The following is a 20634-nucleotide window of genomic DNA, read 5'->3' on the forward strand; positions in this document are numbered from 1 at the left end:
GCCCGCGCCGCGCTCGCCACCAGCGGCCGACTCCGCTCCACCGCCGCCCTGCACGCCACCGGCACCGCCACCGCCGCCGCGTCCGCCCCGGCCGTCGACCCGCGCATCGCGTGGGCCAGCGGACACCAGAACTCCCGCTGACCAGCGCCCAACTCCGCTCCCCTCACGTCCAGTTCACAGGAGATCCGACATAGCTGTCCGAACCCGGTGGTCCGTCGAGCACGACTGCGGCCACACCGTTGATCACGATCTGTCCTCCCGCCCCGCCGACAAGCGCGCCGGCTACGCCCGCTGGCTGGCCACCCGCTCCTGCCGCGACTGCTGGCTCGCCGAGCGCAAGGAGGACACCGCCGAACGCGAGGCGTGGATCGCTGCCCGCCGCGCAGAGGAGCAGGAGGCCGCCACCGCGTGGGCCGCCCAGTTCGGCATGCCGCCGCTGGAGGGCCCCGAGCGGGCCATCGCCTGGGGCGAGCGTTGCCGGCACCAGCTCGTGACCACCGCCTACCAGGCCCTGGTGGTCGAGGGCCCGGTCACCGAGGAGGCGTGGCTGGCCGTCGAGAGGCAGCTTCGCACGCTGGACAAGGCCGGCTGGTGGATCGACCAGCGCGAGTCCGAGCCGGCCGACCTCCCCGAGCTGGCCTCCGCCGCCACCAGCGCGGACCGCGTCACCGAGAACCCGAACTGAGCACCGGCCCCACCACTGCGGCCCGGCGGCCTGCCCACCCTCCACGTTCCCGCTGCCCCGCCCCCCAGGAGAAGCGCTGCCCTCCAACTCCGAACGGCTCTACCACTTCTACGTCGACGGCGCTGCACACGGGCCCTACCCGGGCATGGTCGACCCCCGCGGGACGACCGGCCACATCGGGCCCTACTGCAGCCCAGCCTTCTCCCGGCCGGTCGCCGAGCAGATCGTCGTCGACCTGCACTCCGATAACTGCGGACTGACCGGCCGCTGGGACGGCAGCCTGCTGGTCTTCGAGTGGACACCCGACTACGACGGGGACGGCGGCACGGAGACCGTCACCCCGGACGAGCACGGCCGCTACCGGATCGGTGGCCGCTGGCCCTGGGACTACGACGGCCCGCTCGATGCCGCCGAGCGCCACCAGGCCGCACACGCCCGCTCCGCCGCCCGTCTGGGCAACAGCCCGCCCCTCGTCGCGGCGCCGGTGCTCGCCTCGGCCGGCCCGACGGTCGCACCGGCCCCCGGACGGTGACGTGCACCCCACGATCGCCCGGTACGCCTCCACCCGCGACCTGCTCGCCTCCGCCACGGCCGCCGCCGCCCAGCAGCAGCAGACCCTGCGTCTGATCGACGCCTGGCGCCCCGTCGCGGACCTGCCCGCTCTCCACCAGACGGCGTTCGCCGCGGAATTGGCCGCGCACCTGCCGCCGCCGGCCGGGTTCGCCGCCGCCCTGCGCACAAGGCTGGTGTGGCAGTGCACCCTGCGCACCGACCCCGACGCCCAAGGCCCTGCTGACCACCGCTTCCAGGAGACCGCCCGGCGCATCCTGGCCGCCACCGGAATCGCCACCGATGAAGACCCCGCCTCGTGCCGGTGGGCGCTGCTGCGGCTCGGCGGCCACGAGGCCCGCCTCGTCGCGCCTCTCGCCCGGCCGGACGGCAGCGTCGTGGACACCGGCCGCGACCGTTCCCTCGCCCTGGCCGTCTGCCAACTCGCCGAGAGCCGCAGCACCGGCACCCGTCGCCCCCGCGCGGCGACGGCCGGCACCGCCGGCCACCGGGCCGGCCTCCTCTCCACCCCTTCTCCTGTCGTCTCCGCCGCGGCCCGACTCGGGCGGCGCCTGTAGAAAGAGGACGACCGTTGTCCGACGCCCCCGCTGCCAGGCCCCTCGATGTCGCCGAGCAGGCCATCGCCCGTGCCGGCCGCGCCTTCGCCGAGATCATCGAAATCGCCCCGTCGCTGACGGCCCACGAGGCCGCCGAGGTGCTGCTGGGCCTCACCCTCATGCCCGGCGCAGTTCAGCAACTCGCCGACGCCGTAACCGAGATCGGCCGCCAGGTCGCTCAGCAGTACGGCGACCGACCGCCGCTGTGGGAACCGCTGCTCACGGAAGCCACCGCCATCGCCGCCGCCGGGTTCCGCACGGCCGCCACGGCCGACTCCATCGCCGAGGCCGCGGACGAGACCACCCGCAGCCGGGCCGCCACCACCCAGTCCCCGGCCCTTCGGGCCGCCGGCACCACGGCCGCGGTCCACCTCTCCCCGGCCGTAGCCGTGCCGCCGCACCCCCGCGTCGTCGAGCCTCCCCACCGCTGACACCCCGAGGACCCGACCTTGACCACCTCACCCCCGGCCGCCGCCCAGGACGAGGTGCACGTCCGACCGCGCCACCTCGCAGGCCCCGGCCCTCTGCCGGTCCTGGCACCGCTGCTCCACCTCCACGAGTGGCCGTACCGGTACGACGAATCCCTCGCCCAGATCGTCGCCACCAGCCCGTGCCGTCGCATCGAAATCGCGATGGAACCGCACCGGGTCTTCCACCTCTACCGGGTCAGCGTCCGCAAGCACCCGACGGATGAAGTCCCCTACTGGCAGGCCACGTTCACCAAGGAGACCCCAGGGGAGATCGTCGGCGCGTTCGTCCAGGCCATCGCCGCCGACGGCTACACGATGCCGGAGGAGATCGTCGCCGAGCCGACCGCCTCGCCGACGACCGCCTGGCGCCCGCTGTTGAAGGCCGGCTGGCAGCTCAAGGACGACCCAGACTTCGTCCGCCTCACATCCAGGGACGGCACCACCAGCTTCACCTACTCACCCACCTCCACCGACGATCGGTGCGGGGAGGGCGTGGGGGCCTGGATGGCACAAACCACCTTCGGACCCGCCTGGAGCGACCAGTGGACGATCGTCCTGGGTCACTCAACGCCCGTGCGGTACCTGGCGATCCTGACCTCCGCCATCGCCGACCCCACCCCCGTGGTCCGTCACCGCAACGCCCTGTCCGAGGCCGCGCTGCCTCGCCTGACCACCCGGCCCGCCCGGCCCGCCGATCCAACCCGCCGCTTCACCGCCGTCGAGTACACGGGCGCCATGTTCAACCCCCGCCATCCCGGCCATGGCCACCCCCCACGCCGCTGACCAGGAAGGAATCCCCTGCCCGACTCCACCGAGATCGTCTTCGCCCGCTTCCCCAAGCGCGACGGCTCCACCACCACCGGCAGCGCCTGGGCCCAGGCCACCGACCTGGCCAGCCGGGCGCTCCTCGCCCGCGCCGGATTCGCCAACGACGGCTTCAGCGCAATCTTCACTGCCGAGGACGCCGGCCACGGCGACGTGAACCAGCGCATCCGCCTCGCCGAGCAGCTCCTCGCCGACGCCGGATATCCCACCCGGGTAGTGCCGCCGCTACCGGTCCGCAGGTTCGAGAACACCTTCGGCGAACGGGACTTGGCCTACCTGCAGTCCCGCCTGGTCCAGGCAACCACCCAGGTCCACCGAGCCACCACGGCGGAGGACATCACGACCACGGTGCTGGCGGTGATGGACCCCGAGACCGGCCTGCTGGAGCGGCTCACCGCGCTGCTGGACACCGCTTCCCAGCGGCTGGAGACCCTCACCGACCAGGATCTGCTGCCCAGCTCCGCCATCGCCGACGCCCTGCAGGATGCGAGTGCCCAGCTCACCACCGCGGGCTACCGCATCGCCGAAGCCCAGCTGGCACGCCTGGACGAAACCGACGAGCAGTTGCCGGCCCCGGCCACGCCCCGCGCCGCTGCCGCCCGCACCCGCACGGCACCACCCTCGCGGCCCGCCGCCCTGACCGGTGCCACCTCCGTACCGCTCGCCTCCCTCGCATCGACGTCGGCCAAGGCGTCCGCCTCCCGCTGACCACGCAGTCCCCCGCCGGCTGACCACCCGCCGGCCTCCGGGCTGATCACCCACGTCTCGGGCCTCCGTCCCGCCGTGATCGCCGCCCGCCTCCGCCCGCTCTGGGCCCCTGCCGCAGCGCGCCCCTGCCCGGCAGGCCGCACCCCGTCAAGGAACCCGCTCCTGCCCGCCTCCCCCAAATCCCCTTCTGCCAGCCCTGGTTCCGATGCCCTCCTCTACGCGCTCATCGGCGCGGGCGTCGTAATCGCGGTCTTCGGCACCTTCGCCTGGCTGGGCGGCAACGCCGCCACCGCCGCGACCGCCGACGACGCCTCATGGGCCCCGTTCCAGCCGGTCGACGCCGCCCTGCACCCCGACCGCGCCTTCCCGCACCTCAGCCCGCTCCTGCTGCTGATCAGCACCCGCGTCGTCCCGGCGCTGCTGTCGATCGCGCTCGGCGCGGCCGGCCTGCTGCTGTGGTCCAAGCACCGCCGCAAGCCGACCGGCCTCGCCGGCCGGAGCGATCTCGCGCCGCTGCTGCCCGCCGAGATCACCGCCAAGGCCCGGGACCTACGCCCCAGCCTCTCCAAGGCCAAGCCCCGTGAGATCAGCCCCGACGACACCGGCATCCTGCTCGGCGACCTCTCCCCCAGCGGCCCCGAGGTCCGCTCCAACTGGGAGGACGTCGCGGTCGCGATCATGGCGCCGCGATCCGGCAAGACCACCAGCATCGCCGTGCCCGCCATCCTGCGGGCCCCCGGCCCTGTCCTCCTCACCTCGAACAAGGCCGCCCGCGACGCCTACACGGCCTGTCTGGAGGCCCGGTCCGAGGTCGGGCGGGTATGGACGATGGATCCACAGCAGATCGCCCACACCCCGCAGGCGATGTGGTGGGACATCCTCGCCGACGCCAAGGACTTGCCGGGAGCGCGACGGCTGGCCGGGCACTTCGTCGCCGCGGCCGTCGACGAGTCCTCGCAGGGCGACTTCTGGAGCACCGCCGCCCAGAACACACTGTGCGCCCTCTTCTTGGCCGCGGGCAGCGACGGCCGGCCGATCACCGACGTCCTCAAGTGGCTTGCGGTGCCCAGCGACCGCACCCCGGTCGACATTCTTCGCGCGCACCAGCTGATCGCCATCGCGGACCAGCTCCAGGGAACCGTCTCCGGCGCAGTTGAAACCCGCGACGGCATTTATGAAACCGCTCGCCAATACGCGGCTTGCCTTCTCGATCCGCAGATCTCCAAGTGGGTCATCCCCAACCCTGATCTGCCGGAGTTCAAGCCGGAGGAGTTCGTCACCCGCAAGGACAGCCTGTTCCTCCTGTCCAAGGATGGCGGCGGCTCAGCATCGGCCCTGATCGCGGCTGCAGCGGATTCCGTGATGCGCACGGCGGTCATCGAGGCCGAACGCGCCGGAGGCCGTCTCGACCCACCGCTCCTCGCCATTCTGGACGAGGCCGCAAATGTGTGCAAGATCGGCGATCTCCCTGATTTGTATTCCCATCTAGGATCACGCGGCGTCATTCCGATCACCATTCTCCAGAGCTACCGCCAGGGCCAGAAGGTCTGGGGCGAGGCGGGCATGGATGCCATGTGGAGCGCGGCCACCATCAAAATCGTCGGCTCCGGCATCGACGACGCCGATTTCGCCGACAAGCTCTCGCGCCTGGTCGGGGACCACGATGTGGAGACGGTTTCCCATTCCACGTCGGAATCGGGCCGCTCCACCTCCGTCAGTATGCGCCAAGAGCGCATCCTGCCGCCCGACCAGATTCGTGCTCTGAAAAAGGGGACGGCGCTTCTCTTCGCTACCGGTTTGCGCCCCGCGCTGCTGACCCTGCGCCCCTGGTACAAGGAGGCTGGCGCTGCCGAGGTCGGTGCGGCCTCCTCGCGGCAAACCGCTCTGATCACCGAGCGGGCGATGGCCAAGGCCGGTGGTGCCGCGTGATCTACGCCACCGAACCGGCCACTCGAATTCTCTCCCTGGGCGCGGGTGTGCAGTCCACCACCCTGCTTCTCCTGTCCGCGCTGGGTGAGCTTCCGAAACTTGACTACGCCATTTTCTCGGACACCGGGTGGGAACCGGCGAAGGTCTACGATCACCTCAACGAGGTGGAGCGGAAGATCGCCCGGCCTGCCAACATACCGATCCTGCGAGTCTCGTCCGGAAATATCCGTCGGGATGCCCTCGACCCCGCCCACCGTTTCGCGTCGATGCCGCTCTACATTCTCAACCAGGACGGCAGCCCGGGAATGACCCGGCGGCAATGTACGGGCGAATATAAGATCAAGCCGATAAAGCGGCAGGTGCGGCAAATCCTAGGGTATCCGCATCCCGCCCGGGTGCCGAATGGCGTGTACGCCGAGCAGTGGATCGGCATCAGCACCGACGAGTTCCATCGCGCCAAGGATTCGGACGTCAAGTACACGCGGCACACCTTTCCGCTGATCGACCTCGGCATGTCCCGGACGGACTGCCTTAAGCTGCTTGACGAGTACGGATGGGGGGCCACGCCGAAGTCGAGCTGCCTGGGTTGCCCATTTCACGGAAATGCCCAGTGGAGGGAGATCCGTGACACTTCTCCCGAGGAGTGGGCGGATGTCGTGGAATTCGACGCCGCGATTCGGGCCGGGAACGCGCGGGCGAATGCGGACGGGAGGCCGTTGCTGGGGCAGGCGTACCTGCACCGCTCGCGCCTGCCGCTCGACCAGGCGCCGATCGACAAGCTCACTCGGGCCGAACTCCGCTCCCTGCAGACGCAGTTGGACCTGAATGAGGACGAGCTGGAGAACGGTCCCACGGACGGCTGCTCGCCCTTCAGCTGCCGCTCGGGGGAGGCAGCCGCGTGACGGCGCCGGCCCTCGGTGCCTCGTACCTCGACCTCCTGCACCGCGTCGGCCCAGGTGCCGAACTCGAGGCTGTCCTGGCCTCCGCAGAGGACGGCCTCCTCGCGCCGCTCCACCAGGTCCTGGAACAGGCCGCAGAGGTCTTCCGGCAGCGGAGCGATCTCCGCTGCGCTGCCGCCCTCGACGCCCGCGCGGCCACGGCTGAGCAGGTCGGCGTCGAACTCCACTACCTGGCAGCGGACGTGACCGCACCGCCCGCCCGGCCAGCGGCGCCACCGCGAGCATCCGGCCGGCCCGAGCGTTCCCCGCGGCCGTCGCCGAACCGGTGCGAGGTGCAGGGCGGCCCCCGCGGCCAGCCCGCTCACGGTGACCTCACCCCCATCATCAGGAGGTTCCCCTGTCTCCCTGGATCGAGTCCGTCGACCGGGCCCAGGCTCTGCGGCTGCTCAGCCCGCTGCCGGACGGCACCGTCGCCGGCCTCCGGCAGGTGGCCCGTCGCGGCGACCTGGTCGTCACCGCCGAGCTGGCCCAGACCATCCGGCAGGACACCTGGAACGGCGTGCGGATCCGCATCGTCTCCCCAAGCGCCGGAGTGGTCGACGCCAACTGGTTCGGCTTCGCCGAGCACCGCGTGTTCAACGAGAAGAACCGGGCGCCGTCCGCCCGGGACGGCGTCGCGGAGCTCACCCCCTACAACGCCGAGTTCATGCTGACCTACGACGGCATCGACGCCTACCGCCTCCGGGACGCCGTCGCCGACTACACCTCCGTCTTCGTGCCCCCGCCCGCCCCGGAGTTCACCGCCGCCGCCAAGCTGGGTGCCCTCCACGCGACGGCGCGACGGCTGGATCACCTCGGCTCCATCGACCCGCAGCGCCTGGCCGGGCGGGCGTTCGCCCACGCCGAGGTCCTGCGGGAGGTGGTCGGCGAGATCCACCTCAGCCTCTTGCCGCTGACAGGCGAGCGGCAGGGCGCGGACAGCTCGGCGGTGGAACTGTCCGACGGGCTGGCCGCCCTGAGCACGGTCCGCGCTGCGCTGACCGATCTCGCCCGCAGCGCCGAGGAGGCCGACCACACCGGCCAGGCGGAGGTGTTCCGCGAGCACGCGCGGTCGTTGGACGCGATTCACACCGAGATTTCGGCCGACCTCGCCGCCGACCCGCCGCGGAGCCGGAGGGCCAGCCGCGCCGGGGCCGCCCGAGCCGGGAACGCCGCGGTGGCGGTATCGGCGCCCGCGACCGGCACGCCAGCCCCGGCCGCACCCCGCCAGCCCGCCCGGCCCTCCCGCTGACCACCCCATCCTGCCTTCTGCACAACGGAGTTGACATCAACCACGACCTTCCCTTCCTGCCGATCAGCCGCGCGGACGGCACCTGGTACCTGCCGGCTGGTTCCGGCCGTCTCTGGATCCGCGACGAGGCGCTCGTCGAGGACCTGGACCGGTTGCGCGACCTGATGCTCTCCGCCGCTCTCCGCGAGGAGGTGGCGCCGCAGTGACGCCGGTCAACCGGGACATGAGCCCGCAACTGGAGGCCGAGCAGGCGGTACTCGGCGCGTGTCTGCTCGATCCGTCCCGGGTCGGGCTGCTGGTCGGGTGGCTGGAGCCCCGGCACTTCTACCGTCCGGCACACGAGCGCTTCTTTGCGATCCTGCTGGCCCAGCACGCCGCCGGCCACCCGGCCCTCACCCCGGGCGCCGGGAACGTGCAACTGAGGGACTGGGCGCTGACGGCCATCACCGCCGCCGCCCGCGAGATCCCCGGCGTCACCGCCAGCTACGGCCACACCCTGGTCTCGGCCTGCCCTCGGTCCGAGCACGCCACCAGTTACGGCCGGATGGTGCTGGAGACCGCGGTCCGGCGGGCGCTCGACGAACACGCCCACCGGCTGCTCGCCGCCGTCCAGACCGCATCGGTCGAGGCGACCGTCGAGCTGACCGGCGCACTGCACTCCGTCATCCAGCGCCTCGCCGACGCCTGGGGCACGATCGACCAGCGCTCGCGCCGCCCGCTGCCCACCCCACCGCCGCCGGAGAACGCCTCCACCACGCTCGAAGGCGCCCGAGAGCACGAGCGGGCACTGCTCTCCAGCCTGCTCAGCGCGCCCGGTCGAATCCCCGAGGTCGCGGCCTCGCTGGTTGGCGAGGACTTCGTCGACCCCGGCCACCGCGCCGTCTACCTGGCCATGACCGCGCTCGCGCACCGGCGCGAGCCCCTCGACGAGCTGACCGTGCTGTGGGAGGTCCAGCGGCGCGGAGCGCTTGCCGCCGGCGTGATCTCCGTGGCCCAGGTCCGGGGGATCTGCTCGGCCGGGATGCCGGGCGATCCCGCCTACTGGTCGGAGCACGTCCTGCGCGCCGCTCTGCTGCGCACCGCCGCCACCTCGGCCGGCATCGTCCGGGTGATGGCGCTGGACGCCTCCATCGCCGCCGGTCCACTGCTCGGCTCGGCCGTCCAGGCGCTGGTCCCCGCCGACCGGGTCCAGGACCGGCTGCGCGCCGTGACCGCCACCCCGGCGGAGCGAGACGGGCCGGTCGTCCTCAGCGCCGCCCGACGTAAGGGCGCCCTGAGCCGCAGCCCCGTGCCACCGGCCGCCACCACCGACCGGGCGGGCGAGCCCGTCGCCCGCCCCCGCCGCTGACCCCGGAGTACTCCACTGCCTCCCACCACCGCCCGCCCCCGTGCCCAGTCCGTCCACCGGCTGTACGCGGCGGCCGACGCCGTCGACTACCTCACGAACCAACTCCCGCGCGCGTACCGCGAGGAGGGCCTGCCGGGCCTGGAGGAACTGGCCGGGCACACCCGGGCGATCCGCGGCTGCCAGGACGACCTGCTGCACGTCGCCGCCGCCCTGCACCACCCCCACGCCCAGAGCGCCGACCGCGCCGTCGTCCGTTCGCTGACCGCGGCGACCGCACAGCTGGGCGAGGCGCTGAGCGCACTGAGCCGGGCCACCGCGATGGCCGGCCGCCTGTACGAGGTCGACGGCATCGGCGGCCCTCGCTCCGAGGAGGTCCGCGAGCGGGGCTCCCAGCAGCTCAACCTGGCGCTCTCGCGCACCCGCCTCGCCCTGACCGGTGCCTGCGAGGATCTGCGCCGCGATGCCCGCTCGCTCACCGGCCCCGCCGCTCTCGCACACCGGCCAGTCCTTCGGGCTTCCGCCGCCACCGCCCGTTCCGCCGCCGGGGCGGGAGCAGCCACGGTCGCCTCGCTGCCGGCCCGCACCGGAGCGAGCACCGTCGGCGCCGGGCGGCGCCGTTGAGGTCCCCTGCCACCCCCGCGACCTTCGGCGGTGCCGTGTCGGCCGGCTCGCGCCCCGACTACCGAGACGACCTGGCGGTGGTCGCCGGAATGCTGCGCGCCCTCGGGCGCAACGCCGCCGCCACCCCCAGCGGGCCGGTCCCCGGCATCCCCAGCCGGGACGCCCTGCTGGAGCACTGCCGCCAGGCACAGGCGTTCATCCGGCACTGCGGCGACAACGCCGAGCACTACCGCCACCAGCCGGTCGCGGACAACCCCTCTGCTGCGGCACTCGCCAGCGCCTACGGCACCGCGATGAGCCGCGCGGCCACCGTCCACCGTCACCTTGGCGCCGCCCTCGACCTGTCGATCAAGTGCGCCACCGCCACCCCGGCCGAGCCGGGCAGCCCTGCCGAGCAGCTGTATCTGCGCCGAGCCGAGCACACGGTCACCGCGCTGGACAGCGCGGACCGGTGCGCCGCCGAGGGAGCCGAGGAAGTGCTCGCGTTCACCGCCCGCCTCGCGCCGGTTGCGCCGACGGCCCCCGTCGAGGCTGCGCTCACACTCGGCTCGCCCCCCACCGCCCCTGCCAGGAAGCGCCGTTGACCGCCGACCCTCCTCTGCCGCCCGCCGCGGCCGGACTCAGCCAGCGCGACCTCGACACGCTGAGCTCGCTTGCCGAGCAGCTGGCCGCCTTTGCCGAGGCCATCCCGGTGCCGGCACGGCACGAGTCGCTGCCCGAGGTCCGGGAGCTGGTCTGGCCGATGGTCCGCTTGCACGAGCTGATCACGATCCCATTGGACGAGACCTTCTTTCTCGCGGCCAACACCGCCGGCTCCCCCGGGCTCGGCGTCTTCACCGCGACGACGACGGCCCTCACCCTCACCCAGGCCGCGCTGGCCCGGGCGGCGAACCTGCTCACCGAGGCGGAGCCGACACCCGAGGCGCAGAGCAGCGCCCGCCGCTCCCTCACCACCGCCCGCGACACCGTCCGCTCGATGGCCGAGGAACTGGGCGAGAGCGTGGCCGCCGCCCCCGGTCTGCCCGAGGTCACCGCGCTCGCCTCCCGCCGCAGGCCGGCCGTTCCTTCCGAGAGCCGCCCACCAGCAGCAGGCGACTCCGAGCGCCGCGTGGACGCAGCCCTTCGCCGCTCACCCGCGCTCGTGCTCGTCTCCCCGCCCGCCGAGCCCCCGGCCCCGCCGGCAGGTCCGGCGCCGTCGGCGACGGTCGTGCCGCTTCGGCGAACCTGACACGCCCCGCGTCGGACCCGACGACGTTCCGAGCCTGCCCTCCCGAGCAGATCCCGATTCGATGGAGTCCCACCACGCCCTCCAACCGCCCCGCTTCCAAGGTCAAGGACCATCAGCGGCACCTGCGTGACGTCGCGCACCAGGCCGAGGCCCTGGCAGCGAAACTGCCCACCGCCCGCACGGCCTCCGCCGCCGGCGTGCCCGACGCCCGCGCCGTCGCCGGTCACCTGCGTGCGATGCAGGAGTTGCAGACCAGCACGCTCGCCGCGGCCGACTTCTCCGAGTGGTTCCCCACACACCCCACCACGATGACGGCCGCCCGCCTCACCGCTCTGTCGCTCGCCCGCGCCCACGCCGGGGTCACCGAGGCCACCCGGCACCTGTCCTACCTGCTCCAGCACGCCGTGAGCGCCGACGTCTGGGCCCTGCCGGACGCCCAGCCGGTCAACCCCGCCGCCGTCTACGGCGCCGTCTCCACCGAACTGCGGCGCGCCGCAGGGCAGCTGAGGATCGACGCCGACCATCTCGCCTCGGCCGGCGTCTCCGCCGTCCCGGCCACGCCCCGCCGATCCGCCGCCCTCAGCGTCACCCAGCGGATCCGCCGCGCTCTGCCCGGACGCCGGACCGAACCCCTGCCGATCGCCGCCCTGCCCCGCAGCAGCGCCCCCGCGCCGCGCCGCTGAACCCAAGGAACCGCACTGACCTCCACCACCCCCGTCGAAACCCAAGCCCGGTGGCTGCTCGGCACCGCCACCGACCTGCGCCACTTCAGCAAAGAGCTGTTGCACATCAGCTCCCACCGGGATCCGCTCCCCGAACGCCTCGGCACCGTCCTGGACTCCATGGCCGACGTGCAGAAGACACTGCTGGCCAACGTCGTCGACGAGGACGGCACCCCCGCCGACTCCACCGAGCCCTCGGACATCGCCTGGCGGCGCTGCACCCTCGCCTACGCCTACGCCGGGTTGCTGACCGCGAAGGCGATCCTGCGCGCCCAGCCCGCCCTGGTCGCCGTCACGCTCAAGCAGGTCAGTCCCGAATCGGCTCGGTGGCCGCACCGCACCGCCTACTTCAAGTCCCTCGCAGCGTCCCGTGGCGTCCTCGAAGAGGCGGTCTGGAAGCTCCAGGAGACCGCAGCCGACCTGACCGGCCCGGAGCCCGACTTCCTTGCGCTCACCGGCGAGGACGCGATCCTCCTCACCCGCTCCGCCTCCCTCTATCAGCGCCCGGCCAAGCCCGTCACGTCTCGGAAGGCCGCCGGCCCCGGCGCCGCCGTACAGGTTTCACCGCCCGCCGTACGCGCCGCGACCGCCCGCAGCGGGGCCCGTCGATGAGGGCACCGGGCGGCGGGTGGCCGCGCATCGGCAGCATGTGCTCCGGGTACGCCGGCCTGGACCTGGGTGTCCAGGCCGTCCTCGGAGGAAGTGTGGCGTGGCATGCCGAGATGAACCCCAACGCCGCCTCGATCCTCGCCCACCACTGGCCTAGAGACGCCAAATCACGGCGACATCAACACAGTTGACTGGAGCAGCGTCGAGCCGATCGACGTTCTGACTGCGGGCTTCCCCTGCCAGGACCTGAGCGTCGCCGGCCGCAGGGCCGGGCTGATGGAGGGCACCCGCTCCGGACTGTGGTTGACCATCGCCCGCGCGATCGATGCCCTCAAGCCGAAGTTGGTGATCATTGAAAACGTCCGCGGCATCCTCAGCGCAGCCGCTGCCTCGCCAGCCGATGGCGACCTGGAATGCCCTTGGTGCGATCTGGGAGACGGCGGAGGTGAGCCTACTCTGCGGGCACTCGGCGCCGTTCTCGGAGACCTGGCCGACCTCCGGATGGATGCGCGATGGACGGTGCTACCCGCAGCCGCCGTCGGCGCCCCCCATCGCAGGGAGCGGCTGTTCCTCGTCGCCTGGCCTTCCGACGCCGAAGGCCCGCGATGCGAAAGGGCCGGATGCGAAGCGGGAGGACCTGGGGCATGCGGTCACCCTCCTGAAGACCCCGACCAGCAATTTGGGCGTGATCGGCGGGAGCCAGCACCCGGACAAGCGGCGCCAGGGCGGCCACGGGCCGAACCTCTCGGACGAGGTGGAGCACCTGCTGTTCCCGACTCCGAAGGCTTCCGACGGGACGCACGGCGGGCCGAACTCCCGCGGCAGCAAGGGGGATCTGACCCTGCCGTCGGCGGCGGCGCAACTGCTGCCGACGCCGAGGGCCTCGGACACCGGGACGCCCGGGCGCCGAGCGGGGGCGGGGTTCCGGCCGCCGCTGTCGGCGGTAGTGCTGCCGATCTGGGAGCAGGACGACTCGGACTGAACCGGTGGGGCCCGTACGGGCCGGCCATCGCCCGCTGGGAGCGCGCCACCCGTCCCGCGCCGGAGCCGACCGACGAGCGGGGCCGGCTCGCCCCCCGCTTCGTCGAATGGATCATGGGCGTCGGCGAGGGCCACGTCACAGCCGTCCCGGGCCTGTCCCGCTCCGCCCAGCTGACCGCCCTGGGCAACGGCGTCGTCCCCCAACAGGCAAGCCGGGCAATGGAATTGCTGGGAGCGGCCGACCTGCTTGCCGCCGCCTGCTGCTGCGGTCGGCGGTGAGCGGGGGGTGCTTATACACCAACTCCGGCCCGATACGTCGGGCCGCCGAGCGCACATCCTCGTGTCATCACCCGCCGACGAGAGGCACCCGCCCCTTTGACCACCCCCGATCCCGACCCGACGTCCGCGCCGGACGGCTACACCAACGCCCAGATCGACGTGCTGACCGCGAAGCTGTCCGCTCTCGCGGCGGGATTCGACCTGCAGGCCGAGCAGCTGGCCAGCATGACCACCGCCCTCCCCCCGGAGGACGACGCCCCGGACGCCCCCGGCGGCGCAGAGCCGCTGTTCATCCTCGCCTTCGACGACCCGCAGTACGAGCAGGAACTGGAGCTGATGACCCCATGGGTAGACGAGATCTGGACCAAGATCTACGGCCCCGAGACCACCGCCGGCCGGCCGTGGTGCCCGCGCTGGAAGGAGCACCCGGAGGCGGTGGCGCGACTGCACGCCCTCTGGCTGGCGTGGCAGGCCGCCCTCGACCCCGAGTCGGGTGCCGCCGGCCCCAGTTCGTGGCAGCGAGACCACCTCGAGCTCGCGCTCATGAAGCTGCGCTCCGCCGACGGGCCGTTCGGTGCCTGCACCAGCAGCGGTGGCCACATCAGCCACCGCGTGCTGCCGCACCCCGTGCTCACCGACACCACCCCTGTCGACCACCCCCTCACCTGACCGAAAGAGCCGATCCTTGCCCGACTTCAACCTTCGCGGATGGCGTCCTGCGGACGCCGCCTCCGCCGAGGCCCAGGTGCAGTTCCTCGCCGCGGAGGATGCGCACGAGCTGCTGACCGAGGTACACCACGACCACGACGGCAGCTCGGACGACTTCCTCCTCTTCGAGGACGTCGCCGGCTACTCCGCGCTCGCCGCGCACCTGCACTACGACGAGGACGGCGAGACGTTCACCCTCGCCACGGAGACCCTGCCCACCTTCGCCGTGGCCGCGGCCTGGCTCGTCCAGCGCGGTGCCGAGACCGATCCTTTCCTCGACCGGGCCGGCCACCCAGGTGCCCCGGCCGACGCCCGCAGTGCCGCCGCCGCTGCCCGCCTGCTGGAGTCCGGCTCCCGCTACCGGCTCGTCGACCACGGCGCCGAGCCCGGCGAGACCTGGGCGATGCTGCGCGACGGCAGCGCCGCCGGAGCCGAGCGGCCCTTCCTGCTGCACCTGGAGACCGTCGACCCGGACCGCGGGTACACGCTGCGCGAGGGCTCCTTCAGGTCGCCGCAGGAGGCCCAGCAGTGGCTGGAGAGCCAGCGCACACGGCTTCCCCCGGTCGCCGACGGGGACGTGTCCGTCGTGGTCAGCCCGCAGGCCAACGCCGCACGCACCCGCAGCGCGACCGGCCAGCGCCGAACGGCCGCCGCGGAACCCGTTCCCTCCCTCGCCGCCACGGCGGCGACCACGGCTCGCAGGTCCACCCGGTGACCACGCCCACCCGGCCGCTGGCGGGTTTCAGCTCCCACCCCGAGGCCCTGGACGACCTGCTGTCCGTGCCGCAGCACGTGCGGATGCTCGCGCTGAGCTACCTCGGCCGGCTGGTGCGGGCCGAGGTCCGGGGCCCCCTCCTCGAACAGCAGGGTGAGCGCGACCTTCGCGGTGCCAGGAAGCTGTACCTGGACGACGCGCTGGACTTCCGGCTCGTCTATGTCGAGCGCCGATCCCCCCACAACCCGCGCCATCTGCAGGGCATCCACCTGGTCGCCGTCGGTGAACGCCGGGGGGTCGCGGTCTACGAGACCGCGGCCCGCCGCCTGCGGCAGGCCACCGGCCAGGAGGTTCGGCGCGGAATGCCGGCCCGTTTCCAGGCCGCCCTCGCCTCCTCCACCCGCACCTCCCCGGCCCAGTCCGCCGCCTCGGCCCTCGCACCGGCAGGTGTGTCTCCGGCCGTCGTCCTCTCCCCGGCCGCCCGCCAGCGCTGACGCCGCCCACCCGCCTGAACTGGAGATCACCCCCGTGTCGACCGCCACCGCCACTCTGCCCACCACGTCGAAGCCCACCACCAGCTCCGTCCAGCGGGCCGCCGAGGTGCTCTCCATCCGGTGGGCCACCCGGATCGTCCGCGCTCTGCGGCAGGGAACGACGACCAGCGGCGACCTCCTGACGGGCGACCCGGTCATCCCGGTGAGCAGCGCGTACTCGGTCATCCGCGCGCTCGCCGGGGCCGACGTCATCACCCGGACCCCGAACGGCGGCGCCCGCATCGATCTCGCGCTGTCTCCCAAGGGCCAGGCGCTGGCGCCCGTGTACACCTCGGCCCTTGCCTGGGCCGAGCGCTACCCCCGACCGGGCGTCGAAGCCGAGCAGGCGCCGGAGATGATCGAGGAGACGCTGGGCCTGCTGGCCAGCTCCCACGCCGTCCCTCTGCTGAGCGAACTGGCCGGCAGCGCGCCGAAGCCCTACCCGCATCTGGTCACCTCCCTGAACGCCCGTGACAAGGCCGCGGCCTACCAGCGGCTGCTCGCGCTGGAGGAGCGCGGCCTCGTGGCCCGCAGCGGCACCCGCCGCGCCTACCGGTGGAGCGCCACCGAGGCGGGGTTGGCGATCGGCCGGGTGTACGGCGACCTGGCTGCTTGGACCTCCGGTGCCCACACCCCGTCCGCACCGGCCAAGCCCGGCACCGCGCTGGCCGCCGCCGGCCGCGCCGCCGTCGTCGTGCAGAGCCCGGCGCAGGGCGATCTGTTCTCCGAGCCGCAGAGCGCCGACCGGCCGGTGAGCGCCCGGGCAGCGGCGGCTGATCTGCGCAGCATCACCCTTCACATCTCCTTCTCCGACGCCCCGGCCCCGCAGCCGCCCGCTCCGCTGCTCGTCGCCGCCTCGGCGCGCCGCCGCTGACGAACCCCGCCCGCCCGGCCCGCGATCCCACCCCGAGGTTCATGATCCCGCCTTCCCCGTCCTCTGTCCCTACGAGTAGCGCCCTCGCGCCGGCCGCCGCCTCAGCTGCGGATCCCGAAAGCCTCCGGCCAGTGCTTCCGGCAGGTTCCCGCCGGGCAGGTGGACGATCCATCCTTCGGACCCCGCACGTCACGCCGCTGCTGGCGGGAACCCTGGTGGGTCGTCTGCCCGCGGCGATGGCGCCGATAGCCGTCCTCCTGGCCGCCCGGGCCGATCACGCCCCCACCGCGCTCGGCGCCGTCCTGGCCGCGCTGTACGCACTGGCCGGGGCGATCGGGCAGCCGCTGCTCGGCCGCGTGGTGGACCGCTCCACCCTGGCCGCCGTCGCTGTACCCGCCGCAGCCGTCTCGGGCGCAGCGTTCATCGCGCTGGCCTTCGTGGACTGTGCCGCGCAGCCGCTGGCCGCCGCCGTGCTGTCGGTCGTCGCGGGTGCGGCCACCCCGCCGCTGGAGGCGGGCTTGAGGGCGATGTGGTCCCGGTTGGTCGAACCGCGCCACCATCACAAGGTCTTTGCCCTCGACTCCGCCTCGCAGGAGGTGGTGTTCGTCGCCGGCCCGCTGCTGGCCACCGCCGTGTGTCTGCTCGCCTCGCCCGACTTGGCGCTGGTCGCCTGCGCGGTGGCCGGCAGCGCGGGCACCCTGGCCGTCGCCGCCCGCCCTCCGGCCAGCGTCCGGTCCCCGGCACGCGCGGTCCACTGGCTCGGGCCGTTGCGCTCGACCGGTCTGCTGGTCCTGCTCACGGCCTCGGTGTTCTTCGGGGTGACGCTCGGCTCGTTCACTGTCCTGGCCCTGTCCTACGCCGACCGGCACCACGAAGGGTGGCTCGCCGGCGTGCTTCCGGCCGCGCTGTCGTTCGGCAGCCTCGTCGGCGGCGCTGCGTGGGCCAAGCTCAAGCGCCCGTGGTCATCCAGCCGCGCCCTGCCCGCGGTCGGCACGGTGTACGCCTCCGGCTTCGCCGTCCTGCTGCTGCCGGCCCCGCCGTGGCTGATGATCACGGCGAGCGTCCTGCCGGGCTTGTTCCTCGCCCCTTGGCTGGCCTCCGCGTTCGCGGCCTGCGACGCCCTGGCGCCGAGCGGCACCGCCACCGAGGCCGCCGCCTGGCTGATCGCGGTGATCGGTCTCGGCCAGGCCGCGGGCACCGCCGCCGCCGGCCAGTTCTCCGCGTACGGCCACACCGCCACGGCCGCCGTCCCCTTGCTCGGCGCCGCGCTGGCCGCTGCCGCACTCGTTGCGGGACGCCGCCAGCTCTCGCTTCCCTGATCTGCCCCCTCTCTTCTTCTTGGAGCTGGACTTCTTGCTCAACCGCACCACCAAGGCCACGCCCGCGCCGATCACCATCGTCTGGGACTGGAACGGCACCCTTCGCAACGACCTCGACGATCACGTGGCGGCCCTGAACGCGACCCTGCCCGGGCTGGGCGGCGAGCCGATCAGCGTGGAGACCTACCAGGCGCTGCACCGAATGCCCATCCGCGACTTCTACACCGACGTGCTCGGCCGACAGCTCGGCGACGAGGAGTGGCACGCCGCCGACACCGCGTTCCTCTCCGAACTCGCCCGGCGGCCGGTCCGGCTCCAGCAGGGCGCACGGCAGCTCATGATGGGCCTGCGGGCCCGAGGCGTGCGACAGAGCCTGCTGTCGCTCGCGCCGCACGAGCGGCTCGTGGGCGAGGTGGAGTCGGTCGGCATCACCGGGCTGCTGGAGCGGGTCGACGGCCGGCCGGGGCCGTCGGTTCCGAGCAAGGCGCCCGCCATGATCGCGCACCTGCAGGCCCTCGGGCCGGGGGTCGACCCGTCGCGCACCCTGGTGATCGGGGACAGCGTGGACGATGCCGTTGCCGCGCACGCCGTGGGCGCCGTCCCGGTGCTGCACAGCACGGGACTGCACGGCGCGACGCGGCTGGCCACCGCTGGCGTGCCGCTGGTGGAAACGATCCAGGACGCCGTCGCCACCGGCATCGCCATCATCACCTCGCGGCAGCTGGCCGCGGCATGAGCGCGGACAGCGGACGCCCGATCGCCCCGTGGAGGCCCCGAGCACCCGGCAACACCGACCTCGGCAACCGGCTCGTGTGGTCCGAGCTTCAGGTCATGCAACCCCGCGACCTGCCCGGGCACGGCACAGCGACCCTCCACGGCGCGGTCGCCGACCAGATCGCCTCCACCGCCCTCAGGCTCGACGACGTGCAGACCCGGCTGGTCGCTCTGGCCGCCGCCCTGCGGGACGACCTTCAGCGCATCGAGGCCGGCCACGACACCACCCTCCCCGTCACCAACGGCATCCTGCGCAACGGCGCTCTCGACATCGACCTCCTGGTCACACGCCGCACCGAACTGCACCGCTCGCTCACCGCGCTGATCGGCGTCTACAAGGAACTGCCCGCCTTCGTCCCGCCACCGGCCCCGGCGCCGACGGCGAAGACGGCAGCAGCGGTCACCCGGCTGCCACCGCGGCAGGAGGAGGCGTTGCGGCTGATCGGCTCGTCCACCGTCACCATCTTCAAGGGCACGCGGTCGGTGAGGGTCATAGCCAGCGAGGCCGCCATCACGATCGCCACCGTCGACGCCCTGATCGGCAAGGGCTTGGTGGATCACTACGCCCGCAAGGCCCTGTTCCGGGGCCACGATCTGACTCTCACTCCCGAGGGGCAGACCAGGTACGAGGCCCTCACCGCGAAGATGCCTGCCGGCCGCTCGGCCGCCGCCCGCGCTCGGCCGGTCGGTCCGCCCGCAGCACCGGAGACGCCCGCAGCCGTCGCCGCCACCGTGTCACCGCCGGCGGTCCGGTCCCGCCACTGATCACCGCTCCCACCCCAGCGGGCCCGCCGGGGCCCGGCCTTCGACCACGCTCAGGAGACCCCTCATCGGAAGCTGGGACACCGGTCCGTTCCACAACGACGCCGCGGTCGGCACCGCCGAGCGCTTCGACAGCCTCTTCCCTGCCGAGCTACCGCCGTGGCTCCACCGCCTCTTCGACGTCGCGGTCGCCATGCCGGAGGGCCCGCTCGACACCGACATGGCGCAGGAGGTCGTCGCTGCCGCGGCTGTCACCGCCTCGCAGTGCCCGGGCGGAGGCGATGTCGACCTCAGCAGCGGCCCACGCGACCCGGTCCCGCCGCTGCCAACGGGCCTCCGGCCGAAGGCTGCCGCAGCCCTCGACCGCGTCCTCGCCCACGCCGACGCCGAGGTGGACCGCTGGTACGACCGCGCACGAGGCGAGCAGTGGCTCGGCAACGTGCAGCAGATCCGCCTCATCCTGGCGGCCCCGGCCTCCGGCCCTGAGCCTGCGCCGCCCCGGCGGCAACGGGAGGTGTTCGCCGGCCTGTTGCTCCTCCGGGACCGGTTCGGCATCGAGGACCCCTGGGACCTGCCCGAACGGCATCCCAAGGGATCGACGGCGCACGCTCTGGCCGAGCAGCTGGAACTCCGAACCGCCGAGCTCGACTCACTCGACCGGGAGTTGCGCGCGAAGGCCGCCCGGGCGGGCGAGACGCTCGCGCAGGTCGCTGAAGGGAATCACGCCGACGTCCAGGCCAGCGGCGTCCTGCGTTTCACCGGTGTCGAACTGGAGAGCCTCGGGGCCCGCTTCGTCCTCGCCGACCGCTACCTGCGGGACCTGGCCGACCGGTACGCGCACGCCATCGCCAACGGGACGGACCAGGCTGTTGCCCCGCGGTCGGCGGCTGCCCGGGCCCGGACCACGCCCAGCGCCGCTGCCGGGGCGGAACCTCCGCCGGCAATAGCCGCGCCGACCGCTTCCTCCCACCGCACGCCCCGCCCGTAAGGACCTTCTGTTCCGTGTCCACGACCGTCACCCACCAGGCGCGCGTCGCCCGCGCTCTGGACGCGCTCGCTCCTCCCGGCGCAGTCCGCGTGCTCTTGTCCGTCCGGCTCACCGAACGATCCGCCGAGGAACAACAGACGCCGCGGGCCACAGTGCTTGATCCCGCCGACGGCCTCCACCCCGACGATGTCGCGGACCAC

At 73.2% G+C, this 20634-nt stretch carries 25 protein-coding genes and 1 pseudogene; all 26 read left to right on the forward strand.

The features are described from left to right. Window positions 1-427: 427 nt before the first annotated feature. Window positions 428-685: a hypothetical protein gene (locus AB0E96_RS22080; protein WP_359826251.1), complete on the forward strand. Its 258-nt coding sequence runs from the start codon at window positions 428-430 to the stop codon at window positions 683-685. A gap of 145 nt (window positions 686-830) precedes the next feature. After that, entirely contained in the window at window positions 831-1217 is a 387-nt protein-coding gene (locus AB0E96_RS22085; protein ID WP_359826254.1) for a hypothetical protein, read from the forward strand. Between the two features lies 1 nt (window position 1218). Then, on the forward strand, window positions 1219-1812 hold the full coding sequence (locus AB0E96_RS22090) for a hypothetical protein (RefSeq protein WP_359826257.1): 594 nt from the start codon (window positions 1219-1221) through the stop codon (window positions 1810-1812). Between the two features lie 14 nt (window positions 1813-1826). Further along, window positions 1827-2282 (forward strand): hypothetical protein, encoded by a 456-nt coding sequence (locus tag AB0E96_RS22095; protein ID WP_359826259.1) that lies wholly within the window; start codon window positions 1827-1829, stop codon window positions 2280-2282. 18 nt (window positions 2283-2300) lie between these two features. Continuing rightward, window positions 2301-3104, forward strand: coding sequence for a DUF317 domain-containing protein (locus AB0E96_RS22100; RefSeq protein WP_359826262.1), 804 nt, complete (start codon window positions 2301-2303; stop codon window positions 3102-3104). A 195-nt stretch (window positions 3105-3299) separates the two neighbouring features. Next, a complete protein-coding gene (locus AB0E96_RS22105) occupies window positions 3300-3854 on the forward strand; it encodes a hypothetical protein (RefSeq protein WP_359826265.1) in 555 nt (184 codons plus the stop codon). A gap of 162 nt (window positions 3855-4016) precedes the next feature. Beyond that, window positions 4017-5783, forward strand: coding sequence for a TraM recognition domain-containing protein (locus tag AB0E96_RS22110; RefSeq protein ID WP_359826310.1), 1767 nt, complete (start codon window positions 4017-4019; stop codon window positions 5781-5783). A 62-nt stretch (window positions 5784-5845) separates the two neighbouring features. Continuing rightward, on the forward strand, window positions 5846-6685 hold the full coding sequence (locus AB0E96_RS22115; RefSeq protein WP_359826313.1) for a hypothetical protein: 840 nt from the start codon (window positions 5846-5848) through the stop codon (window positions 6683-6685). Window positions 6686-7169: 484 nt separating this feature from the next. Then, window positions 7170-7973: a hypothetical protein gene (locus AB0E96_RS22120; RefSeq protein WP_359826267.1), complete on the forward strand. Its 804-nt coding sequence runs from the start codon at window positions 7170-7172 to the stop codon at window positions 7971-7973. A 202-nt stretch (window positions 7974-8175) separates the two neighbouring features. After that, window positions 8176-9321, forward strand: coding sequence for a DnaB-like helicase N-terminal domain-containing protein (locus tag AB0E96_RS22125; RefSeq protein WP_359826270.1), 1146 nt, complete (start codon window positions 8176-8178; stop codon window positions 9319-9321). A gap of 318 nt (window positions 9322-9639) precedes the next feature. Then, window positions 9640-9942, forward strand: coding sequence for a hypothetical protein (locus tag AB0E96_RS22130; protein ID WP_359826272.1), 303 nt, complete (start codon window positions 9640-9642; stop codon window positions 9940-9942). Then, a complete protein-coding gene (locus AB0E96_RS22135; protein WP_359826275.1) occupies window positions 9939-10526 on the forward strand; it encodes a hypothetical protein in 588 nt (195 codons plus the stop codon). The genes AB0E96_RS22130 and AB0E96_RS22135 overlap by 4 nt, the downstream gene beginning before the upstream one ends. Next, the gene (locus AB0E96_RS22140; protein ID WP_359826277.1) at window positions 10523-11170 is read left to right on the forward strand and encodes a hypothetical protein; all 648 of its coding nucleotides are present in this window, start codon (window positions 10523-10525) and stop codon (window positions 11168-11170) included. Before AB0E96_RS22135 ends, AB0E96_RS22140 begins: the two co-directional genes overlap by 4 nt. 197 nt (window positions 11171-11367) lie before the next feature. After that, the gene (locus AB0E96_RS22145; RefSeq protein ID WP_359826280.1) at window positions 11368-11853 is read left to right on the forward strand and encodes a hypothetical protein; all 486 of its coding nucleotides are present in this window, start codon (window positions 11368-11370) and stop codon (window positions 11851-11853) included. Between the two features lie 99 nt (window positions 11854-11952). Further along, a complete protein-coding gene (locus AB0E96_RS22150) occupies window positions 11953-12504 on the forward strand; it encodes a hypothetical protein (protein WP_359826283.1) in 552 nt (183 codons plus the stop codon). Between the two features lie 216 nt (window positions 12505-12720). Continuing rightward, a pseudogene (locus AB0E96_RS22155) lies at window positions 12721-13032 on the forward strand (DNA cytosine methyltransferase); the annotation flags it as partial. Between the two features lie 154 nt (window positions 13033-13186). Next, window positions 13187-13483, forward strand: a complete 297-nt coding sequence (locus AB0E96_RS22160) for a hypothetical protein (RefSeq protein WP_359826285.1) — start codon at window positions 13187-13189, stop codon at window positions 13481-13483. Window positions 13484-13857: 374 nt separating this feature from the next. Beyond that, window positions 13858-14430: a DUF4913 domain-containing protein gene (locus AB0E96_RS22165; protein WP_359826288.1), complete on the forward strand. Its 573-nt coding sequence runs from the start codon at window positions 13858-13860 to the stop codon at window positions 14428-14430. A 16-nt stretch (window positions 14431-14446) separates the two neighbouring features. Then, window positions 14447-15184 carry a hypothetical protein gene (locus tag AB0E96_RS22170; protein ID WP_359826290.1) on the forward strand — a complete coding sequence of 246 codons (738 nt, stop codon included), beginning with the start codon at window positions 14447-14449 and terminating at the stop codon, window positions 15182-15184. Further along, entirely contained in the window at window positions 15181-15678 is a 498-nt protein-coding gene (locus AB0E96_RS22175; protein WP_359826293.1) for a hypothetical protein, read from the forward strand. Before AB0E96_RS22170 ends, AB0E96_RS22175 begins: the two co-directional genes overlap by 4 nt. Before the next feature lie 34 nt (window positions 15679-15712). Then, a complete protein-coding gene (locus AB0E96_RS22180; RefSeq protein WP_359826296.1) occupies window positions 15713-16591 on the forward strand; it encodes a winged helix-turn-helix transcriptional regulator in 879 nt (292 codons plus the stop codon). 215 nt (window positions 16592-16806) lie between these two features. Beyond that, window positions 16807-17910: an MFS transporter gene (locus AB0E96_RS22185; RefSeq protein ID WP_359826299.1), complete on the forward strand. Its 1104-nt coding sequence runs from the start codon at window positions 16807-16809 to the stop codon at window positions 17908-17910. A 19-nt stretch (window positions 17911-17929) separates the two neighbouring features. Then, window positions 17930-18646 carry an HAD family hydrolase gene (locus AB0E96_RS22190; protein WP_359826302.1) on the forward strand — a complete coding sequence of 239 codons (717 nt, stop codon included), beginning with the start codon at window positions 17930-17932 and terminating at the stop codon, window positions 18644-18646. Window positions 18647-18741: 95 nt separating this feature from the next. After that, window positions 18742-19449: a hypothetical protein gene (locus AB0E96_RS22195; protein WP_359826305.1), complete on the forward strand. Its 708-nt coding sequence runs from the start codon at window positions 18742-18744 to the stop codon at window positions 19447-19449. A 64-nt stretch (window positions 19450-19513) separates the two neighbouring features. Continuing rightward, on the forward strand, window positions 19514-20434 hold the full coding sequence (locus tag AB0E96_RS22200; RefSeq protein ID WP_359826316.1) for a DUF4259 domain-containing protein: 921 nt from the start codon (window positions 19514-19516) through the stop codon (window positions 20432-20434). Window positions 20435-20448: 14 nt separating this feature from the next. Continuing rightward, the coding region (locus AB0E96_RS22205) for a hypothetical protein (protein ID WP_359826308.1) at window positions 20449-20634 on the forward strand (186 nt) is incomplete at its 3' end.

This window comes from Kitasatospora sp. NPDC036755 (assembly GCF_040636595.1).
In the GTDB taxonomy this organism is placed as follows: Bacteria; Actinomycetota; Actinomycetes; order Streptomycetales; family Streptomycetaceae; genus Kitasatospora.